Below are 19,511 nucleotides of genomic sequence, written 5' to 3' on the forward strand. Positions count from 1 at the left end.
GCCGGGCCGAGCGAACGCCCGGGAAAGAGGCGAACGTGCGCGGGCCGGAGAACAGCGGGCCGGACAGGAGCGGGCGGGACAGCAGCGGGTGGGAGCGCGGCGGGCCGGGCGACCAGCCGGTCGAGGCGACGGACGACGCCCGTGTGCCCACCCGTACACCCGGCACCCGTACACCCGGCACCCGTACACCCAACTCCCGTACACCGGAGGGCGACCCGGGCGCGCGTGGTCCGATCCCCGCCACCGCCACCGCCACCGCCACAACCGCCGCCACCGCCACAGCCCTCGCCGCCGAAGCCGCCGCCGCGCGGCTCACCGGCCCCGGAGCCCCCTTCGCCGTCGAGGACGGCGTCTATGTCGACGGGCCCCGCACCCTCCGCGAGTTCGTGGAGGTCACCTGGGCGTACGGCGACCGGCCCTTCCTCCTCCACGGCGGCGGGACGATGAGCTACCGGGAGTTCTTCGACGCCGCCTGCGGACTCGCGCGGAGCCTCGTCGGCGAGCACGGGCTGCGGCCCGGCGACCGGGCGGTCGTCGCCATGCGGAACCACCCGGAGTGGCAGATCGCCTTCTGGGCCGCGCAGCTCGCCGGCCTCGTCGCCGTCCCCCTCAACGCCTGGTGGACCGAGGAGGAGTTCGCGTACGCGCTCGACGACTGCTCGCCCCGCGTCCTCCTCGTCGACGGGGAACGGGTCGGCAGGGTCCGCCGCTGGGCCCGGGAGCACCGCGTGCCCGGCATCGTCTTCCACGGGGAGGCGAGCGAGGGGTTCCGGGCGTACGTGCCCGACACCGACCCCCTGCTCGGCCCGCCCCTCGTCGACGTCCTGCCCGAGCACGACGCCACCATCGTCTACACGTCCGGCACCACCGGCCGGCCCAAGGGTGCCGTCGCCACCCATCTCGCCCAGGCCGCCGCCGCGACGAACCCCCGCTACTTCGCCGCCGCCTCCGCCCTCGCCCGCGGCGGCATCCCGGGGCAGGGCCCCGCTCCCGTCTCGCTCACCACCTTCCCCTTCTTCCACGTGGCCGCCTTTACCTCGCTGTACGCCGTGATGGCGGCGGGCGGCTCCCTCGTCCTCATGCGGAAGTGGGACCCCGCCGAGGCGCTGGAGCTCATCGGCAGGCACCGCGTCACCCACTACGCGGGCGTGCCCACCACCGCCCTTCAGCTGCTCGACCTCGCCGAGCGCACCGGCGACCCGCTCCGGAGCCTCACCATGCTCAACACCGGGGGCGCCGCCGCCCCGCCGGAGATCGTCGCCCGGATCACCGCCCGCCACGGGGACCGCATCGAGCCGCGCAACGGCTACGGCCTCACCGAGACCTGCGGTGGCGTCCTCGCCAACTTCGGCGCCGAGTACCGCGCGGACCCGCGCAGCGTCGGCCGCCCCGCCCCGGCCGTCGAGGTCCGCGTCGACCGGCCCGACGCCGACGGCGTCGGAGAGCTGCTGCTCCGCGGGCAGTCCCTCGCGCGGGGCTACTGGAGGGACGAGGAGGCGACCCGGCTCGCCTTCACCGAGGACGGGTGGTTCCGCACCGGCGACCTCGCCCGGATCCGCGACGGGCGCGTCACCGTCGTCGACCGTCTCAAGGACATGGTGATCCGCGGCGGCGAGAACGTGTACTGCGTCGAGGTCGAGGCCGTCCTCCACGACCACCCCGCCGTCCTCGACGCCGCCGTCCTCGGCGTGCCGCACCCCGTCCTCGGCGAGGAGGTGGCGGCCGTGGTGCGCCTGCGCGCGGACGCCGCCGTCACCGCCGACGAGCTGCGCGCGCACGTCGGGGCGTCGTTGGCGGCGTTCAAGGTGCCCGCCCATGTGCTCGTACGGGACACCGAACTGCCCCGCAATCCGGCCGGGAAGATCCTGAAGAGGGAGCTGCGGGCGACGCTCGCGCACTGAGGGGTACGGCTCCGCCCCCGCCGGTCAGGTGCGGGTGACGCGGACGCGGTAGCGGCCGGCGGAGTCCTCCTTCAGCACCGTGATCCGGATGCCGTTCGTCCGGTCCGTGAAGGTCTCGCCCGGGCGGTACGTCGCGTCCGACAGCTCCGCGTGGACGTTCGGGCGCCGCGTGCAGCCGCCGCTGTCGCGTCGGCTGTCCGACACGGTCACCGGCCCGTGCCCGGTGTCCACGTCCGACTCGACGCGGTAGATCAGGACGCCCGGCCGGCAGACGGCGGCGTCGTTGCCGCGCTGGGTGCGCACCTCGACGGCGTAGCCGGAGGTGCCGGAGAGCGGTACGAAAGCCAGCTTCGCGCCGCCCGTGGTGGCCAGCGGGGTGAGGAGGAAATCGCTGATGCCCGCCCCGGACGCGCAGCCGACCTGCTCGTCGTCGAGCCAGCCCAGCTTCCATTTGTGCCAGCCGAGGAGGTCGTTGTTGGCCCCCCAGTCCTCGGACATGATGTCCCAGTGCCCCACCGTGCCGCCGCCGTCGACGGTGTAGAGGTCGGGAAGGCCGAAGACATGGCCGTTCTCGTGCGGCAGCACGCGGTAGCCGGTCTGGCCGTACGTCCCCGAGCCGTCGTCCTGGCGGCTGTAGACGAAGGACGTGTTGGAGAGCGGAACCCCGTCCGCGTAGGGGGCCTCGTCGTTCCCGGAGAAGGTGACGGAGAGGACCGTGTCCAGGGCCGAGGGCCCGGCGTTCGGCGTGACCAGGACGTTGACCAGGTCGTACGCGCTGAAGTCGATCTTCGCGTCGGCGACCTTGACGAGGTCCTCGACGAGCGCGCGGTAGCCCGGTTCGTACGGTGAGCCGCGCTCTATCCCGTACGAGGAGAAGGGCTTGGGCATCCGCAGCCACTCGGGTATCGGGGTCTCCGGGTGGTAGGCGAGCCGCCCGTAGGAGCTGACGCGGAACCAGTCCGTCGTCTGCGGGAAGAACTCGCGGTAGCGGCCGAGGGCGGTCCCCTCGCCCTCCGCGTCAGGGAAGTCGATCATGAGGTTCAAGGCCGTGAGGCGGCCCGTGGCCCGGGCGTATCCCGGCGGGGTGGGCAGCCCCTCGGACATCTGCACACCGAGCGTCGTCGCGATGCGGCACGGCCCCAGCTGCGAGGTCCCGGGCGCCGCGGCCACCGGACCCGCCGTGGCCGGTGCGGGCCCGGGCAGGGTCGACGTGGACGAGGTCAGGGCGGCGAGGGAGAGCGCCGCCGCCGCGGCCAGGGTGAGGGGTCTGCATATCCGACGGCAGGTGTGCTGCATACGGTCGCCTCTCTCGTCCGCGCTCTCGCTCTCGCTGTCCGATCAGCCTGTGTCGGGGGGCGCGGGGGCGCGCGCCGGGTGGCCCGATCGTGGGATTTCGCGGCCCGGAGGTACGGGTGCGCGGCCGGGGCGGCGGGGTGTGGCGCAGGTCACATCGCGGCGCGGAAATAACCGGGGACGGTGTCCCCGTTTACGCCTGTGTTCCGGAAAGTGGGGACCTGGTCCCCGGATGACTTCGAAGGAGGGTGGCGTGAGCTCCACCGCCGACACCGCGCCCGCCGTCCGCCGCGCACCGCGCCCGCGGGCCGACGCCCTGCGCAACCGCGAGCGGATCGTGACGGCGGCCCGCGAGATGTTCGTCGAGTTCGGCCCCCAGGTGCCGCTCGACGAGATCGCGCGCCGCGCCGGCGTCGGCAACGCCACCCTCTACCGGAACTTCCCCGACCGCGCCGACCTCGTCCGCGAGGTCGTCGTCTCCGTCATGTGCCGCACCACGGACCTGGCGGAACGGGCGGCCGCCGAGGAGGCCGACACCTTCGACGCGCTCCGCCGCTTCACCCACGCCGCCGCCGACGAGCGGATCGGCGCGCTCTGTCCGATGCTCGACGGCACCTTCGACCAGGACCACCCCGAACTGCACGCCGAACGCGACCGGTTGGAGGAGGCCGTCCAGGCCCTCGTCGACCGGGCGCAGCGGGCCGGCAGGCTCCGCGCCGACGTCGGCGTCGGGGACCTGATGGTGGCCGTCTCCCAGCTCACCCGCCCGCTCCCGGGCACCGGATGCCTGGACATGGACCGCTTCGTCCACCGCCATCTGCAGCTGTTCCTGGACGGCCTGGAAGCGCCCGCGCGCTCCGTGCTGCCCGGGTCGGCCGCCACTCTGGAGGATCTGCGGGGCGCCTCCCGCGAGTGACCCCGACCTCTCCCTGAGCCGGGCGACCAGCCCGGCGACCCCGTCCGTCGACCCGTGCGACGGCCCCCGCCTTCCGTACGCCGCACGTCGTACGTCCGTTTTCTCCTTTACGCACCAAGAGGTGGCTGCCCCCATGTCCGAAACAGATCCCCGGCGCTGGAAAGCGCTGGTCTTCATCGCCCTCGCCCAGCTGATGGTCGTGCTCGACGCGACGATCGTGAACATCGCGCTGCCCTCCGCCCAGCAGGACCTGGGGATCTCGGACGGCAACCGCCAGTGGGTCATCACGGCCTACGCCCTCGCCTTCGGCGGTCTGCTGCTCTTCGGCGGCCGCATAGCCGACCTGTGGGGCCGCAAGCGGACCTTCGTCGTCGGTCTGATCGGCTTCGCCGCCGCCTCCGCGCTCGGCGGGGCCGCGACCGGCGAGGCGATGATGCTCGGGGCCCGCGGCCTCCAGGGCGCCTTCGGCGCGCTGCTCGCCCCGGCCGCGCTGTCGCTGCTCGCGGTGATGTTCACCGACGCCAAGGAGCGCGCCAAGGCCTTCGGCATCTACGGAGCGATCGCCGGTGGCGGTGGCGCCGTGGGCCTCATCCTCGGCGGCTTCCTCACCGAGTACCTCAACTGGCGCTGGACCTTCTTCGTCAACATCCCCTTCGCGATCGTCGCCGCTGTCGGCGCGTACTTCGTGATCCGTGAGCCGGCCGGCGGCCGCAACCGCTCGCCGCTCGACATCCCGGGCGTCGTCCTCTCCACCCTGGGTCTGGTCTCGCTGGTCTACGGCTTCACCCGCGCCGAGTCCGAGGGCTGGTCCGACGCCACCACGATCGGCCTCTTCGTCGCCTCGGCCGTGCTGCTCGCCGCGTTCGTCCTCACCGAGGCGAAGGTCAAGTCCCCGCTGCTGCCGCTGCGGGTCCTGACCGAGCGCAACCGCGGTGGTGTCTACCTCTCCCTCGGACTCGCCGTCATCGCGATGTTCGGCCTGTTCCTCTTCCTGACGTACTACCTCCAGATCGTGAAGGGGTACTCGCCGGTCCGGACGGGCTTCGCCTTCCTCCCGATGATCGCGGGCATGATCATCGGCTCCACCCAGATCGGTACGCGGCTGATGACGCGGGTCCCCCCGCGCTGGCTGATGGGCCCCGGCTTCCTGACGGCCGCCGTCGGCATGCTGCTGCTCACCCAGCTGGAGATCGGCACCTCGTACACCGGTCTGATCCTGCCCGCGCAGCTGCTGCTCGGCCTCGGCATGGGTACGGCCTTCATGCCGGCGATGTCGCTGGCGACGCACGGCGTGGACCCGCGGGACGCCGGTGTGGCCTCCGCGATGGTCAACACCTCGCAGCAGGTCGGCGGCGCGATCGGTACGGCGCTGCTCAACACCATCGCCGCCTCGGCCACGACCGCGTTCCTCACCGACCACGCGGCCGGCGCCACCACCCCGGCCGCCCAGAAGCTGCTCCAGCTCCAGGGCATGGTCGAGGGCTACGCGGCGGCCATCTGGTGGGCGGTCGGCATCCTGGCCGTCTCGGCCGCGATCGCCGTCACCTTCATCAACACCGGCAAGCCGCAGATGTCCGCCCCGGCCGGCCCGGGCGCCGGGGACGGCGCGGATGCCGGCGCCGGTGAAGGCGTGCGCGACGAGGTGAAGATCCCGGTCGTCATGCACTGACCGTCGGGCCTCCGAACGGGCCGATGCCCCCTCGGCCCTCTGCCCTGGTTCCGCCTCGGCGGAGCCAGGGCAGTTTCACGTCCGGGTTCCGCTTTCATCAGCCGGGCCAGGGCAGATCCGCGTCCGCGTTCCGCCTCAGCGGAGCCAGGGCAGGTCCGCGTTCGGGTCGGTCGGCTGGAGGCCCTCCGCCATCACCGACATGATCGTGCCGAGCTGCTCCACCTGCTCGGGGCTGAGCCGGTCGAAGATAGCCTGGCGTACGGCGGCGACGTGCCCCGGCGCGGACCGCTCCAGGACGGCGAAGCCCTCGTCCGTCAGATACGCGAACTGGCCGCGCTTGTCGGAGGGGCAGTCCTCGCGCAGCACCCACCCGTTCTTCTCCAGGCGGGCGACGGCGTGCGAGAGCCGGGAGCGGGTGATCTTGGCGTCCTTGGCCAGTTGGGTCATCCGCAGGCGGCGGCGGGGCGCCTGGGAGAGCTGGACGAGGAGCCCGTAGTAGATGTGCGGCATGCCGGCATCGCGCTGGAGCTGGCGGTCGAGGTGGTCCTCGAGGAGGGTGGTGGCGTGGAGGTACGCGCGCCAGACGCGCTGTTCCTCGTCGCTGAGCCAGCGGGGGCCGGTCGCCGTGGCCTTCGGTGCCGTGTTCATGTACCGATCCTACGACCTATCCTTGAAAGTTGAACTACATCGGGTCTAAGCTCATCATGTCAGTTGAACTTGAAACTTAAAGGATCTCGGGAGGCGGTCGTCATGGGCGCCGGACAACAGGGACCGCTGGTGGAAGGGCAGCGCGCTTCCGGGCGCCCGCCCCACGGCCAGGGGGAGGGGGGCCCGCTCGCGCCGGGGGACCCCGCGCGGGAAGGGCGCCCGCCGGGTGGCCGGATGCCCGCCCTCTACCTCTCCCACGGCGCCCCGCCGCTCGCCGACGACCCCGTCTGGACCGGCGAACTCGCCGCCTGGTCCGCCGAGCTGCCCCGGCCGGCGGCGATCCTCGTGGTCTCCGCGCACTGGGAGGAGGCCCCGCTCGCCCTCGGCGCCACCGAGACCGTCCCGCTCGTCTACGACTTCTGGGGCTTCCCCGAGCACTACTACCGCGTGCGCTACCCGGCCCCCGGCGCCCCCGCGCTCGCCGCGGCCGTACGCAAGCTCCTGCGCCGGCCCGGCACGCCGGTCCAGGACATCCCGGACCGGGGGCTCGACCACGGCGCGTACGTACCGCTGGTGGAGATGTTCCCCGCCGCCGACGTGCCCGTACTCCAGATCTCCATGCCGACGCTCGACCCGCGCGCGCTGATGGAGATCGGGCGCCGGCTCGCGCCCCTGCGCGACGAGGGCGTGCTCGTCGTCGGCAGCGGCTTCTTCACCCACAACCTGGCGGCGCTGCGGCACACCGGCGGAGGCGTACCCGGCTGGTCGGCGGAGTTCGACGACTGGGGGCGCCGGGCCCTGGAGGCGCGGGACGTCGACGCGCTCCTCGACTTCGTCCACACGTCACCGGCCGGCCGGCTCGCCCACCCGCGTACCGAGCACTTCGCACCGCTCTTCGTCACGCTCGGCGCGGCCGAGGCGGCCGGGGACCTGGACGGCGGGCGGAGCGTGATCGACGGCTTCTGGATGGGGCTGGCGAAACGCTCGGTGCAGTTCGGCTGAGCCTCCGGAGCGGGGCGGCGCGGGGCGGGGCGGGGCGGCTGGGGTCAGAACACCGGCGGGTTGAGGGTGATCGAGCGGGCGGCGGCGGCCAGCGCGCGCGGGTCGCCGACGTCCAGAGCCGTGTCGGTGAACTTGATGGTGTGGTCGTCGCCGTGCGCCGCCGCCCGCTCGAAGACCTCCTCCGCGATCAGCGGGACTGGGCGGTACGGGACGGGCTCGGCCGGGGTGTAGGCGGCGGTCACCGCGGCCGAGGCGGCCCAGGCGGCGCCGACGCTCGGCGCCCACAGGTCGCGCGGCAGCGCGGGCAGCGTGCGGAGCACCGCGTTGGGCGCGGTCGCGGCGTGGACGAGCATGACCGGTTCACCGTGGCCGTGCGTGGCGTAGCGGTGGGTCGCGGCCGTCACCAGCTCGGTGAGCAGGGCGTGCGCGGTGTCCGGGTCGGTGGCGGCGCCCCAGCGGGGGCGCGCGGTCAGCCGGGCGAGGCGGGCGGGGAGGGGGCCGTCCTGGTCGGGGATCGGCGGCACGGCGTCCAACGCGGCGGCGGCCGTCGGCGCGGGCCCCAGGTCCCGCAGGGGCGGGAGCGGGTGGTGGCGGGCCGCCCAGTAGCCGAGGGCGTGGGCCAGCTCGACCCGGCGCGGCTCCGTCTCCTCGGACGTCAGGAGGGTGCGTACGGCATGGCCGGTGCGGATCACGGGATGCGTGGACCCGCCCGCGATGCCGGGCAGCAGGCGCGGCCACCATTCGGCCAGCACCTCCCGCCAGGGCCGCTCCCGGGTCTCCCGGTCGAAGTACCGCGCCCAGTCGGTGATCCGCACCGGGTCGCCGAGCGCCTCGCGCCAGTTCGCCGCCGTGACGGGGGAGTGGGGCGCGGGCATGTCCTCCAGCTTGGCCCGGTAGTGGTCGAGCCAGCGGTGCACGGCCCGGGCCTGGCCGCGGCGCACCAGCGCCTCGACGGCCATCGGAGCGTGGTTGGTGAGCCGGCCCAGGCGCTCGGGGCCGCTGGCATGGAGGCGCTGGAGGGCTTCGTCGAGGGTCCCGGAGGTGTCGGCGGTGCCGGTGTGGGCAGTGGAGTCGGGGAGGCCGGAGGGGTTGGCGGTGCTGGTGTGGGCGGTGGAGTCGGGGGTCCGGGTGATGTCGGCGGTGCCTGCGGTGCCTGCGGTCTCGGTCATGGCGCCGACCGTAGGCGCGGGTCCGGGCCGCCCGTAACGGCCTGGAGACCTAGGCCGCGGCGTAGACGGGTCCGTGTGCGGACGTAGGACCGGCGGCAGTGCCCATCCACACACTTTCCGGTCTTTCGGGTCTTTTCGGGCAGTGCGAGCAACCGGGTGGCGCCGCGTGCCGTCTCTCCGGGTGAAGCGGACGCGGGGGCGGCGTGGCCCCGACGGCGGTCGCGTGCCATGCCTTTCGCGCCCCCTCTGACCTGCGCTGATGCGCTCTGCGGGAGCAGGCGTAGCCCTGGGTGGCCGGACAGGGTACTGCATGATCGCGAAAATCGATGTGCCGCGTGGGAATTCTGTCCTGATTCCAGTCGTTGTTTCCGTCGGATGCAGGGCACCCGAAAAGGTGTCGCGACCTACTCAGCAAGGGAGCACGCATGGCAACCCGTGCCGTCGCCCGTCGTTCGTCCGCCTCCAGCGGCAGCAGCTCGAGGGCAAGCAGCGTTCGCGCCGTGGGCGGGGAGATCGCCGACCGCGACCTGGTCGGCATGTACCTCGACGAGATCGCGCGCACCCCCCTGCTCGACGCCGCCAAGGAGGTCGAGCTCTCCCAGGACATCGAGGCGGGCGTGTACGCCCGGCAGATCCTCGAAGGCGAGGTGGAGAGCGAGGGGGGCGGAGCGTCCCGCGAGGAGCTGGAGGCGCTGGTCGCCGCGGGCGAGCGCGCCAAGGACCTCTTCATCAAGTCCAACCTGCGCCTCGTCGTCGCCGTCGCCCGGCGCTATCCCCGCAGCGGGCTGCCGCTGCTCGACCTGATCCAGGAGGGGAACGCGGGCCTGGTGCGCGCGGTCGAGAAGTTCGACTACGCCAAGGGCTTCAAGTTCTCCACGTACGCCACCTGGTGGATCCGCCAGGCGATCACCCGCTCCATAGCCGACCAGTCCCGCACCATCCGGCTGCCCGTCCACCTCGTCGAGGAGCTGGGACGGATCCGGCGCGTGCAGCGCGAGTTCAACCGGGAGAACGGCCGCGAGCCGGAGCCCGCGGAGATCGCGGCCGAGCTGGGGTCGACGCCCGAGCGCGTCGTGGACGTCATGGACTGGGCGCGGGACCCGGTCTCGCTCAACATGTCGGTGGACGACCAGGGCGAGACGCAGTTCGGCGACCTCCTCGAGGACACCTCGGCGATCTCGCCGGAGCAGTCGGTGCTCACGCTGCTGCGCAGCGAGGAGCTCGACGACCTGATCGACAAGCTCGACCACCGCACGGCGTCGATCATCCGGATGCGGTACGGCATCGAGGACGGCCGCGAGCGGACCCTGACGGAGGTCGGCAAGGAACACGGCCTCACGCGTGAGCGCATCCGGCAGATCGAGAAGCACGCCCTGCTGGAGCTGAAGAAGATGGCCCGCGACACCGGCTTCGACGCGGTCGCGTAGCGGCGGACGGGAGCCGGACCGGTCGGAGGCGGCTCCCCGCCGCGGCGCCGTCACACCGCGGCTCCGCGCTCTGGGTGGCACGCGAGCGGCCCCGAGCCGCGCAGCCCTGCCCGTCCCGAGGCCCGCCCCGAGGCCCTCCCGCGCCCTCAGCGCACCGCCGCCCCCAATCGGGCCGCGAGCTCCCTCACGTAGGTGACCAGCGGGTCCGGCGCGTGAACGGTGAAGTCGCAGTCGACCAGGGCCAGCCGGAGGGCCACCCACTCCAGGGAGTCGGTGCAGCGCGCCCGGAGGCGGCAGGTGTCCGGACCCGTCGGCGTGGGCGCCAGATGCGCCGGGAGCCGTGCCGCCACGAACGCGGCGGGCGCGTCGAAGGCGACGTCCAGATCGAGGTCCGGCTGGGCCTGCGACCGGGCCATCGAACGGGCCATGTACTCCGCCGCGCCGCCCTCCGGCAGCTCGCGCGGCGCGAAACGGGCGCCCGTGGCGAAGGGCTCCGCCACCCGGTCGACCCGGAACGTACGCCAGTCCTCGCGCCCCAGGTCGTACGCCACGAGGTACCACCGCCGCCCCGTCGACACCAGCCGGTACGGCTCCACCAGCCGCTTCGACTCCGTACCGTCCCCGGCGCGGTAGCCGAAGCGCACCTTCTCCTGCCCCGTGACCGCCCCGGCCAGGGCCGTCAGCGTGGACGGGTCGATCGTGGCGCCGTCCCCCCTGGCCAGCGGCATCGTCGCGTTCTGCAGCGTGGAGACCCGGTGCCGCAGCCGGGACGGAAGCACCTGTTCCAGCTTCGCCAGGGCCCGTACAGACGCCTCCTCCACCCCCTCGATCGCATGGCCGGCCCCCGCCCGCAGGCCCACCGCGATCGCCACGGCCTCCTCGTCGTCCAGGACCAGCGGCGGCAGCGCCGCCCCGGCGACCAGGCGGTATCCGCCCACCGCCCCCTTCGACGCCTCGACCGGGTACCCCAGCTCCCTGAGCCGGTCGATGTCACGGCGGATCGTGCGGGGCGAGACCGAGAGCCGGTCCGCCAGCTCGCTGCCCGGCCACTCGCGCGGGGTCTGGAGAAGCGACAGCAACGTCAGCAGTCGTGCGGGAGTATCCGTCATGCGTTCCAGGATGCCGCCGAACTAGGCCATGATCTGTCCTACATGCTGTCTATCTTCTGAGCATGAGTTCACACGACGCCTCCGTCCCGGGCAGCGGCACGGGTACCGAGCCGGGCACCGCCCCGAGTACCGAGCCGAGTACCGATCCGAGCACCGATCGCAGGCGCTGGATAGCCCTCGCCATCGTCATGACGGCCGCCTTCATGGACCTGGTCGACGCCACGATCGTCAACATCGCGATCCCCAGCATCGAGCGCGACCTCGGCGCCTCCTTCGGGGCCATCCAGTGGATCACCGCCGGGTACGCCCTCGCGTTCGCCGCCGGTCTGATCACCGGAGGCCGTCTCGGTGACATCTACGGCCGCAAGCGGCTGTTCCTCCTCGGCACGGCGGGCTTCACCCTCGCCTCCGCGCTCTGCGGTTTCGCCGCGAGCCCGGAGATGCTGGTCGCCTCCCGGCTCCTCCAGGGCGCCGCGGCGGCGATGATGGTGCCGCAGGTCCTCTCGATCGTCCACGTCACCTTCCCGGCGCACGAACGCGGCAAGGTCTTCGGCCTTTTCGGCGCGATCATCGGGCTCGGCGCCGTCTCCGGACCGCTGCTGGGCGCGCTGTTGACGCAGTGGAACCTCTTCGGTCTGGAATGGCGGCCGATCTTCCTGATCAACCTGCCGGTCGGCATCGCGGGCCTGCTCCTGGGCCGGAAGTTCATCATCGAGTCCAAGGCGCCCAAGGCGCTCCGGCTCGACCTGGTCGGCGTCCTGCTCGTCACCCTCGCGCTGCTGATGCTGATCTATCCGCTGACGCGCGGCCGCGAGCTGGACTGGCCGCTGTGGGGCCACCTCTGCATGGCCGGCAGCCTCGTCGTCTTCGCCGCCCTCGTCGCGTACGAGAAGTACAAGACGCGGAAGGACGGTTCGCCGCTGGTCGAGCTGTCGCTGTTCCGGGTGAAGAGCTTCGCCGCCGGCATCGCGGTGCAGCTCACCTTCGGTGTCGTGATGGGCATCTTCTTCCTGGTCTGGACGCTGTACATGCAGATCGGGCTCGGCTGGAGCCCGCTGAAGGCCGGTCTGACCGGCGTGCCGTTCTCGATCGCCGTCTCGATGGCGGCCGGCCTGTCGGTGCAGAAGCTGGTGCCGCGCTTCGGCCGGAAGGTGCTGCAGGCGGGCGCGCTGACGATGGCGGCGGGCGTGCTGCTCTACCTCTGGGAGGCCGGTCGGTACGGCACGGCCATCCACTCCTGGCAGATGATCGCCCCGCTGGTGGTCATGGGCCTGGGCATGGGGCTGATCGTCGCCCCGCTGACGGACGCGGTGCTCTCCGACGTCCCCCGTGAGCACGCGGGTTCGGCCTCCGGCCTCATCAACACCACCGGCCAGATGGGCAACGCGCTCGGACTCGGGCTCGTGTCGGTCGTCTTCTACGGCGTGATCGACGAGGAGCGTCTGGCGCGGGTCCCGGGCGAGGTGGGGACGGCGTTCGCGGACGCGTTCCAGAACGCGCTCGGCTGGGTGGTGGCGGTGCTCGCCGTGATCTTCCTGCTGATGTTCGCGCTGCCGGCCAAGCCGAAGCAGCACGTCGAGGGCGCGGAAGCGGCCGAGGACGGCCCGGCGGACGAGCAGGGCCCCGGCCCGGCGACCGACGAACCCACGAAGGAGCCGGCGCTCAGCCGCTGAGCCGAGCCGGCGCTCAGCCGCTGAGCCGAGCCGCGGCCGAGGCGAGGGGCGTAGGGACGCGAAAGGCGGGTAGCCGGACAGCGGGTGGGTGGCCGAGAGGGCCTGACCGTACGGTCGGGTGTTCTCGACGCCTCAAGGGGCGGTGCGCATGGGGCGCGCACCGCCCCTCGGGCGTCTTCCGGGCCGGCTCGCACCCGGATCAGGTCACTTCCCCGGATCAGGTCACTTCTGGGACTTCGCGGCCTCGTTCAGCCCGCCGGAGGCGCCCAGCCTGCCCAGGAACCGGTTGACCCGGTTGGTCGCCGCGCCGCCGGGCGTGGTCAGCTCGATCCAGCGGCCCCGGCCGTAGTTGGGGCTGGTCGGGTCATCGGTGATTGTGGCGCAGTCGAGCTCGTTCGGGTTGCCTGAGTCCACCTCGCACCGGAACTCCCACACCTCGCCACCGGTGGTGAGCACCTCCACCGAGACGTCGTCGTTCCCTTCGGCGATGGAGACGGAGCACGCGCCGGCCGGGGCCCCGGGAAGCGGGGTCCAGACGAAGTCCGTGGTGTCGGGGGTCTGATCCCGGATGCCGGCGTAGACCGCGCCATTGTCGACCACGCCCTTGACCTCGCGGCTGGACTCGTCCCGGGAGGCGTCGATGTCCACACACGTGGCGGGGCCGGCGGCGCCGGTCGCACCGGTGGCACCCGTCGCTCCGGTCGGGCCCTGGGGCCCCTGCGGTCCTTCGGGCCCCTCGGGGCCCTCTTCACCGTCGGCACCCATCGGTCCCTGGGGTCCCTGCGGGCCCTGAGGTCCCTGGATTCCTGTCGGTCCCTGGATTCCCTCCGGGCCCTGGGGGCCCACCGGACCCTGCTCGCCGTCCGCTCCTGCCGGTCCCTCGGGCCCGGTCGGTCCGGTCGGTCCGGTCGGGCCGGTGTCACCACCCGCGGGACCCGCCGGGCCGGTGTCACCCGTCGGTCCCTGCGGACCCGTGTCACCCGTCGGCCCCTCCGGACCCGTGGGTCCGGTGTCGCCGGTCGGCCCCTCGGGGCCTGTGGGTCCGGTCGGTCCGGTGGGTCCGGTGGGCCCGTCCTCGCACTCGGCGTGCAGGGCTCGGGTCGCCCGCTGCGGACCGTAGGGCGCGAACTCGCCCAGGTGCCGCTCGACGTACTCCCGGATCCGCTCCCTGTCGTACGGCGCCGGGCCGTCCTCGTGGAACCGCGGACCGTCCTCGTGGAACCGCGGCCCTTCCTGGTCGTGCCGCGGCGGGCCGTCCTGGGCGTAAGGCGGCGGTCCGTCCTCGTGGTGCGGCGGCGGACCGTCCTGGCACTCCTCGGGCGAGGGACCCGCGTTCGCGTTCACACCCGCGAGGCCCGCCGGCAGCTGCGTCACGGCGACCGCGGGAGCGGCCACGCTCGTGAGCACCAGGGCGAGCGAGGCGACGGCCCCGCCGGTGAGCCAGGAACGACGGCGGGCGAGCGGGCCAAGAGAGGACCTGGTCCGGGGATCAGGACGCATACATGTGCTCCTTCGTAACCGGTTCGAGTGATGAGTGGGAAGTGTGTTCGGGCTTCGGACTTCCCCTCGGGTCATCGGGTCACGATCACGAAGCCTTGAGGGTCCCGCGGAGCTATCAACTCCCTGGCCTACGGCCGATCCCGAATGGACGCGTACGCGGGAGCGAACGCCACGGCCGTGCGCGGCGTGCCGCGGGAGGGCTCCCACGCCCGGTTCGTAAGGTCGGCCGGTCATGAGGTCGTCCGCACCGATCCCCCCGGAGCCGTGTTGCCGTGAAGCCCTCGATCTGCCTCTGCATGATCGTCAAGAACGAGGCGCGCGTCATCGAGCGATGCCTCGCCTCCGTCCGTGACCTGGTGGACACCTGGGTCATCTCCGACACCGGCTCGACGGACGGGACCCAGCAGCTCGTCCGCGACGCGCTCGACGGCATCCCCGGCGAGCTGCACGAGGAGCCCTGGGTGAACTTCGGCCACAACCGGACCCTCAACATCCGGCACGCCCGCGGCCGGGCCGACTATCTGCTCCTCCTCGACGCCGACCTGGTGATCGAGCGGGCCGGGCCCCTGCCGCCGCTCACCGCCGACGCGTATCTGCTGCGGCACGCCGGAGCGCTGGAGTACCGCATCAAACGCCTGGTCAGAGGCGATCTCCCATGGCGGTACGAAGGCGTCACCCACGAGTACCTGACCATCGAGCCGGGCCATCCGCAGAGCCATGTCAGCGCGCATCTGGACGCGCTCGTCGTCAAGGACTTCGCCGACGGCGGGTCCCGGCACGACAAGTTCGAGCGCGACGCCCGGCTGCTGAGCGCCGAACTCGAACGGGACCCCGACGACCCCCGGACGGTCTTCTACCTCGCCCAGACCCTGCGCGACCTCGGCCGCTCGGCCGAGGCCGTCGACCTCTACGAGCGCCGCGCCCGGATGGGCGGCTGGGACGAGGAGGTCTCCTATGCGCTGCTCCAGGCCGGGATCCTGAAGGCCGAGGCCGGCGACTGGCCGTCGGCGATGGACACCCTCTCGCGCGCCTGGGAGGCCCGGCCGCAGCGCCTCGAAGCCTGCTGGGAACTGGCCTCCCGGCTCCGCCGCATGGGCCGCCACCACAGCGCCCACGCCGTCGTCACCGCCGCCCTCGACCGGGAACCGCCGGACGACCTGCTCTTCCTCCAGCCGTGGATCTACCGCTGGGGCCTGCTGTTCGAGTTCTCGATCACCGCGTACTGGGTCGGCGACACCGCGGGCTCGCTCGCCGCCTGCGACCGGCTGCTCGCGATGCCGGACCTGCCCGAAGCCCACCGGGAGCAGACCCGCGTCAACCGGGAGTTCGCCGTCCGCAGGCTCTCCTCGATCCCCCACGCGCCCGCCGCCGTCGCGGCCGTACCGGCGGGGGAGTGAGACGACGATGCTCCCCGCCTCCCCTCCCACGCGCCAAGGCCCGGACAGTGCCCCGGCCCCGGATCCGGCGGACCGGGACCTGGACCTGGACCTGGATCGGGACCTGGACCAGGACCGGCGTCCGCACGCTCCGGCCGCCGCCGCCCCCGCCCCGTACCTGAAGCGGGACCCGGACCCGGCCGGAGAGCAGCGCTCCCTTCGCCCCGTCTGGCTGTGGCCGGTCCTCCTGACCCTGGTCCTGACGGTGTACGGGATCGGCCGCCCGCTCCTCTGGGAGGACGAGCTCAACACCTGGGACGTGGCCACCCGGTCCACCGGCGACCTCCTCGCCACGGTCCGGCGCGTGGACGCCGTCCTCGGCGCGTACTACCTCCTCCTGCACGGCTGGACGGCCGTCCTCGGGGACTCCGCCGCGGTCCTGCGCCTGCCCTCCGCGCTGGCGATGGCCGGCGCCGCGGCCTGTACGGCGCTGATCGGGCAGCGCCTCTTCGGGCGCCGCGCCGGAGCCACGGCCGGACTGCTCCTCGCGCTCACGCCGGTCGTCACCCGCTACGCCCACGAGGCCCGCCCCTACGCGCTGGTGGTCCTGGCCGTCGCCCTGGCCACGCTGGCGCTGCTCCGCGCCCTGGACCGGCCCGGCAGCGGGTGGCGCTGGACCGGGTACGCCCTGTGCGTGGCCGCCGTCGGGCTGCTCCATCTGGTGGCGCTCACCGTCCTCGCCGGGCATCTGGTCGGGGTCGCCGTCCGCGCCCGCGCGGCTTCGGCACCCGGTGGGCGGCCGATCGTGTGGCGGTTCGGCCTCGCCGCCGGGGCCGGGGTGCTCGCCGCCGCCCCGGTCGCCCTCCTCGGCACGGCGCAGGCCCGGCGCCAGATCTCCTGGATCCCCGCCCCGGACCTGTGGAGCCTCGCCGCCTTCTGGCCGCAGCTGTACGCCTCCGGGGCGGTCGCCGGCGCGGTGACCGTCCTGGCCCTCCTGGCGTGGAGCGGGCGGAGCCCCGCCCGTCGGGGCCCCCTGCTCGCGCTGTCCGCCCTGGCCGTGCTGCCCCCGCTGCTCGTCTGGACGGCCTCGCACGGCGACGTCTCGTACTTCTACTTCCGGTACCTGCTGTTCACCCTCCCGGCCTGGGCGGTCCTCGCGGGCGCCGGGCTGGACGCGGCCATCCGCTCCCGAGGGGCCGCCGCCGGGGTGCTGGCGGTCCTGGCCGTACTGACCCTCCCGGACCAGCAGGCGCTGCGCCGGCCGTACGCGCACTTCTGGCACGGCATCGACTACGCGGGCGCGGCACGGACCATCGAGAGGTACCACCGGCCCGGGGACGCCGTCGTCTACGCCCGCGGGGACGACTACTGGCGCATGCTCGACGTCGGGGTCCGCCACTACCTCGCGGACGGGCTGCGGCCGCGCGACGTCTTCCAGGCCGCCTCGGGCGCCGACCGCGCCGACCTGTGGTCGGCGGAGTGCCCCGATCCGGCGGCCTGCGTGGGCGAGGAGCCCCGCGTCTGGCTCGTCGTACCCGCCGGCCGGGCCGACCCGCTCGACGCCCTCCCGGGCCCGCAGGCCAAGGCCCTGCGCGCCCACTACACCGCGACCGGGGCGGAACGCCTCACCGGAGTGACGGTCGCCCTCCTGGTCCGCACGCCCTGACCCCGCGGAACCCGCCGCGCCGGATCGCGGCAAGCGCCCCAGGGGCAGCCGAGCAGTGGACGCCCCGGGCCCACGGCTGAACGGCGGGCGCCCGGCCCCGGACAGCGGGCGCCCCGGGGGCAGCCGAGCGCGGGCGCCCCCGAGGCGCCCGGCACCCGTCAGCGGACCCGTGCCCGGTGTTCCATCGCCTCGCGGGCCGTGTGCTCGCTCTCGTACACCTCGCACATGTGGCGGCCGTCCGGGGTCGCCGTGTGCTCCACCTCCCAGAGGCTCAGCTCGCTGCCGTCGAGCAGCAGGAACGCGTGCTCGTAGAGCGTGAACCCGGGGCCCCGGCCGCTGTTCTCCACCGCGCACTGGCGTCCGAACGCCTGGGTGATGTGGTGCGCGAAGGCCACCCGCAGCCGCCGCGCCGTCTCCTCGCCGGGGCGGTCCGCGTTCTCCGCGCGCCGCAGCACCCGGCGCGCGTGGTCCGCGGAGTTGTCCGGGACGTACGTCCGCGGCTGGGCGGGTATGGGGCGGGAGAGCAGCGCGCTCAGCGACTCCAGGTCGTCGTCGGTACCGAGCCCGAGACCGAGGTCCGAGCCGTCCGCCCGGTCCGCGCCCCAGCCCGGGTCCAGGGCGGCCGGCAGCCGGGACGCGGAGAGCCGCGCCTCGGCCTCCTCGGCGTACACCTCGTGGTGCTCGGTGCCGTCCCGGCCGGCGTTGTGCACCAGCTCCCACAGCGTCAGGGCCGAGCCGTCGGCGAGCAGATACGTATGGCGGTGGGTGGTGCGGTGCAGCGACGCGCTGTGGTGCGAGGAGTGCAGCGCGGTGGAGTGGGCGAGCGCCGTCTCCAGGCGCTCGACCGTCGTGTCGGGCAGATCGAAGGAGTTGAGCGCACGGCCGAGCAGGCGCTCCACGTGCGTCTCGGTCGTCTCGTACGGATCGTGTGGATCCCGCGGATCGTTCAAGGGGGTCTCCAGGCAGGCCGTCGCCGCATGTCACTTGGTGCTTGCTTAACGTAGTCCCTGGGTCTGACATCGTGTCCGGCGTTCGGGAAAACGACGGGGGCGCATGGCGAGTTCCCGCACGCCCCCGCCGACGGCCGATCAACTTCCGGCGCTGCCAACGGAGTCGGCCGCGCCGGTCCCGTACAGCTCGCGGTAGGCCGGAAACACTCCCCCTGGCCCGGACACGCCCGCGGCCGTCTCCTCCACCGCCCGCACGATCGCCCGGGTCACCGTGTCCGCGCCCGCCGCCAGCACGTCGTTCAGGGCGAGCGGCCCGGCCTCGGCGGGCAGTTCCCGCTCCCCGGTGGCGAGGGCGAAGACGGTGTCCCCGTCGTTGAGGAGGTGCACGGGCCGGATGGCGCGCGCGATGCCGTCGTGCGCCGTGCCCGCGAGCTTCTGCGCCTGGGCGCGGGTGAGGACCGCGTCCGTGGCGACGACCGCGAGCGTCGTGTTCAGGGGCGGAGCCGGGGCGGTGGCCGCGGCCTCGGCGAGGCGCCGCCGCGCGGCCGCGTGGACGGCCGGCTCCGGGTACTCGGCCCGCCCCGCGAAGTACCGCCCGTACAGCACGCCCGTCTCCGGATCGACCGCCGAGCCGACCGCGTTGACGACGACGAGCGCGGCGACGGTGATGCCCGGCCCGACAACCGTGCTCGCCGTGCCGATCCCGCCCTTGAGGCCGCCGACGACGGCCCCGGTGCCGGCGCCGACCGCGCCGGTCTCCACGCGCGCGTGGAGGCCGGTCGCCGCCGCGGCCTCCACCGCCGCCCGTCCCGTTCCGGCGTCCGGCCGGGCCCTGAAGTCGCCGCCCCGGCCCAGGTCGAAGACGCAGGCGGCCGGGACGACGGGGACCACGTGCGCGGGGTCGGGACCGACCCGTACCCCACGGCCCCGCTCCTCGAGCCAGGCCATCACCCCGGCCGCCGACTCCAGCCCGTACGCGCTGCCGCCGGTGAGGACCACGGCCTCGATCCGCTGGACGACGTTACGGGGGTCGAGCGCGTCGGTCTCGCGCGTGCCGGGGCCGCCGCCGCGTACGTCGACGGCCGCCACGGCCCCGCCCTCCGGGGCGAGGACGACGGTGGTGCCGCTGAGGGCGTGGGGCCCGGCCACGCGCGCGTGGCCGACCCGAAGCCCCGCCACGTCCGTGAGTGCGTCGTGCTTCGTCATGGCCCC

The 19,511-nt window shown here is 73.7% G+C and carries 15 protein-coding genes; 8 read left to right on the top strand and 7 right to left on the bottom strand.

What is annotated here, in order from left to right; translation table 11 throughout:
- Nucleotides 1-35 precede the first annotated feature (35 nt).
- Nucleotides 36-1,901 carry a class I adenylate-forming enzyme family protein gene (locus ACZ6RC_RS26755; protein ID WP_469587743.1) on the top strand — a complete coding sequence of 622 codons (1,866 nt, stop codon included), beginning with the start codon at nucleotides 36-38 and terminating at the stop codon, nucleotides 1,899-1,901.
- Between the two features lie 24 nt (nucleotides 1,902-1,925).
- Here the strand turns inward: ACZ6RC_RS26755 and ACZ6RC_RS26760 are convergent, their stop codons facing one another.
- Nucleotides 1,926-3,197 (bottom strand): M6 family metalloprotease domain-containing protein, encoded by a 1,272-nt coding sequence (locus tag ACZ6RC_RS26760; RefSeq protein WP_469587746.1) that lies wholly within the window; start codon nucleotides 3,195-3,197, stop codon nucleotides 1,926-1,928.
- Between the two features lie 250 nt (nucleotides 3,198-3,447).
- On the opposite strand from ACZ6RC_RS26760, the gene ACZ6RC_RS26765 reads away from it, so the two are divergent.
- On the top strand, nucleotides 3,448-4,110 hold the full coding sequence (locus ACZ6RC_RS26765; RefSeq protein ID WP_453617469.1) for a TetR/AcrR family transcriptional regulator: 663 nt from the start codon (nucleotides 3,448-3,450) through the stop codon (nucleotides 4,108-4,110).
- 133 nt (nucleotides 4,111-4,243) lie between these two features.
- Complete coding sequence (locus ACZ6RC_RS26770) at nucleotides 4,244-5,779, top strand: MFS transporter (RefSeq protein ID WP_469587748.1); 1,536 nt, start codon at nucleotides 4,244-4,246, stop codon at nucleotides 5,777-5,779.
- A 135-nt stretch (nucleotides 5,780-5,914) separates the two neighbouring features.
- Here ACZ6RC_RS26770 and ACZ6RC_RS26775 read toward each other — a convergent pair whose 3' ends face one another.
- Entirely contained in the window at nucleotides 5,915-6,427 is a 513-nt protein-coding gene (locus tag ACZ6RC_RS26775; protein ID WP_469587751.1) for a MarR family winged helix-turn-helix transcriptional regulator, read from the bottom strand.
- A 234-nt stretch (nucleotides 6,428-6,661) separates the two neighbouring features.
- Here ACZ6RC_RS26775 and ACZ6RC_RS26780 point away from each other — a divergent pair, with 234 nt between their 5' ends.
- A complete protein-coding gene (locus tag ACZ6RC_RS26780) occupies nucleotides 6,662-7,429 on the top strand; it encodes a dioxygenase family protein (protein ID WP_469587753.1) in 768 nt (255 codons plus the stop codon).
- Nucleotides 7,430-7,473: 44 nt separating this feature from the next.
- Here ACZ6RC_RS26780 and ACZ6RC_RS26785 read toward each other — a convergent pair whose 3' ends face one another.
- Nucleotides 7,474-8,598, bottom strand: coding sequence for a questin oxidase family protein (locus ACZ6RC_RS26785; protein WP_469587757.1), 1,125 nt, complete (start codon nucleotides 8,596-8,598; stop codon nucleotides 7,474-7,476).
- Between the two features lie 425 nt (nucleotides 8,599-9,023).
- Between ACZ6RC_RS26785 and ACZ6RC_RS26790 the strand changes: the two genes are divergently transcribed.
- Nucleotides 9,024-10,025 (top strand): sigma-70 family RNA polymerase sigma factor, encoded by a 1,002-nt coding sequence (locus tag ACZ6RC_RS26790; RefSeq protein WP_469587759.1) that lies wholly within the window; start codon nucleotides 9,024-9,026, stop codon nucleotides 10,023-10,025.
- Nucleotides 10,026-10,171: 146 nt separating this feature from the next.
- On the opposite strand, the gene ACZ6RC_RS26795 is transcribed toward ACZ6RC_RS26790, so the two are convergent.
- Nucleotides 10,172-11,134, bottom strand: coding sequence for a helix-turn-helix transcriptional regulator (locus ACZ6RC_RS26795; RefSeq protein ID WP_453617461.1), 963 nt, complete (start codon nucleotides 11,132-11,134; stop codon nucleotides 10,172-10,174).
- A gap of 188 nt (nucleotides 11,135-11,322) precedes the next feature.
- Here ACZ6RC_RS26795 and ACZ6RC_RS26800 point away from each other — a divergent pair, with 188 nt between their 5' ends.
- Complete coding sequence (locus tag ACZ6RC_RS26800) at nucleotides 11,323-12,807, top strand: MFS transporter (protein ID WP_469588109.1); 1,485 nt, start codon at nucleotides 11,323-11,325, stop codon at nucleotides 12,805-12,807.
- A gap of 222 nt (nucleotides 12,808-13,029) precedes the next feature.
- Here the strand turns inward: ACZ6RC_RS26800 and ACZ6RC_RS26805 are convergent, their stop codons facing one another.
- Nucleotides 13,030-14,307, bottom strand: a complete 1,278-nt coding sequence (locus ACZ6RC_RS26805; RefSeq protein WP_469587763.1) for a hypothetical protein — start codon at nucleotides 14,305-14,307, stop codon at nucleotides 13,030-13,032.
- 272 nt (nucleotides 14,308-14,579) lie between these two features.
- Here ACZ6RC_RS26805 and ACZ6RC_RS26810 point away from each other — a divergent pair, with 272 nt between their 5' ends.
- Nucleotides 14,580-15,704, top strand: coding sequence for a glycosyltransferase (locus ACZ6RC_RS26810; RefSeq protein WP_469587767.1), 1,125 nt, complete (start codon nucleotides 14,580-14,582; stop codon nucleotides 15,702-15,704).
- Nucleotides 15,705-15,711: 7 nt separating this feature from the next.
- Nucleotides 15,712-17,349: a glycosyltransferase family 39 protein gene (locus ACZ6RC_RS26815; RefSeq protein WP_469587770.1), complete on the top strand. Its 1,638-nt coding sequence runs from the start codon at nucleotides 15,712-15,714 to the stop codon at nucleotides 17,347-17,349.
- 158 nt (nucleotides 17,350-17,507) lie between these two features.
- Here ACZ6RC_RS26815 and ACZ6RC_RS26820 read toward each other — a convergent pair whose 3' ends face one another.
- Nucleotides 17,508-18,299: a DUF6227 family protein gene (locus ACZ6RC_RS26820; protein ID WP_391145820.1), complete on the bottom strand. Its 792-nt coding sequence runs from the start codon at nucleotides 18,297-18,299 to the stop codon at nucleotides 17,508-17,510.
- A gap of 138 nt (nucleotides 18,300-18,437) precedes the next feature.
- On the bottom strand, nucleotides 18,438-19,505 hold the full coding sequence (locus ACZ6RC_RS26825; RefSeq protein WP_391145817.1) for a P1 family peptidase: 1,068 nt from the start codon (nucleotides 19,503-19,505) through the stop codon (nucleotides 18,438-18,440).
- Nucleotides 19,506-19,511: the final 6 nt, after the last annotated feature.

It is taken from the genome of Streptomyces sp. NPDC048353, from assembly GCF_055587165.1.

Excerpts from the sequence above, each read along its gene's own strand:
- ACZ6RC_RS26785 (WP_469587757.1), bottom strand. The coding sequence starts at position 8,598 with ATGACCGAGACCGCAGGCACCGCAGGCACCGCCGACATCACCCGGACC.
- ACZ6RC_RS26815 (WP_469587770.1), top strand. The coding sequence starts at position 15,712 with ATGCTCCCCGCCTCCCCTCCCACGCGCCAAGGCCCGGACAGTGCCCCG.
- ACZ6RC_RS26805 (WP_469587763.1), bottom strand. The coding sequence starts at position 14,307 with ATGCGTCCTGATCCCCGGACCAGGTCCTCTCTTGGCCCGCTCGCCCGC.
- ACZ6RC_RS26780 (WP_469587753.1), top strand. The coding sequence starts at position 6,662 with ATGCCCGCCCTCTACCTCTCCCACGGCGCCCCGCCGCTCGCCGACGAC.
- ACZ6RC_RS26800 (WP_469588109.1), top strand. The coding sequence starts at position 11,323 with ATGACGGCCGCCTTCATGGACCTGGTCGACGCCACGATCGTCAACATC.
- ACZ6RC_RS26825 (WP_391145817.1), bottom strand. The coding sequence starts at position 19,505 with ATGACGAAGCACGACGCACTCACGGACGTGGCGGGGCTTCGGGTCGGC.
- ACZ6RC_RS26795 (WP_453617461.1), bottom strand. The coding sequence starts at position 11,134 with ATGACGGATACTCCCGCACGACTGCTGACGTTGCTGTCGCTTCTCCAG.
- ACZ6RC_RS26775 (WP_469587751.1), bottom strand. The coding sequence starts at position 6,427 with ATGAACACGGCACCGAAGGCCACGGCGACCGGCCCCCGCTGGCTCAGC.
- ACZ6RC_RS26760 (WP_469587746.1), bottom strand. The coding sequence starts at position 3,197 with ATGCAGCACACCTGCCGTCGGATATGCAGACCCCTCACCCTGGCCGCG.
- ACZ6RC_RS26770 (WP_469587748.1), top strand. The coding sequence starts at position 4,244 with ATGTCCGAAACAGATCCCCGGCGCTGGAAAGCGCTGGTCTTCATCGCC.
- ACZ6RC_RS26790 (WP_469587759.1), top strand. The coding sequence starts at position 9,024 with ATGGCAACCCGTGCCGTCGCCCGTCGTTCGTCCGCCTCCAGCGGCAGC.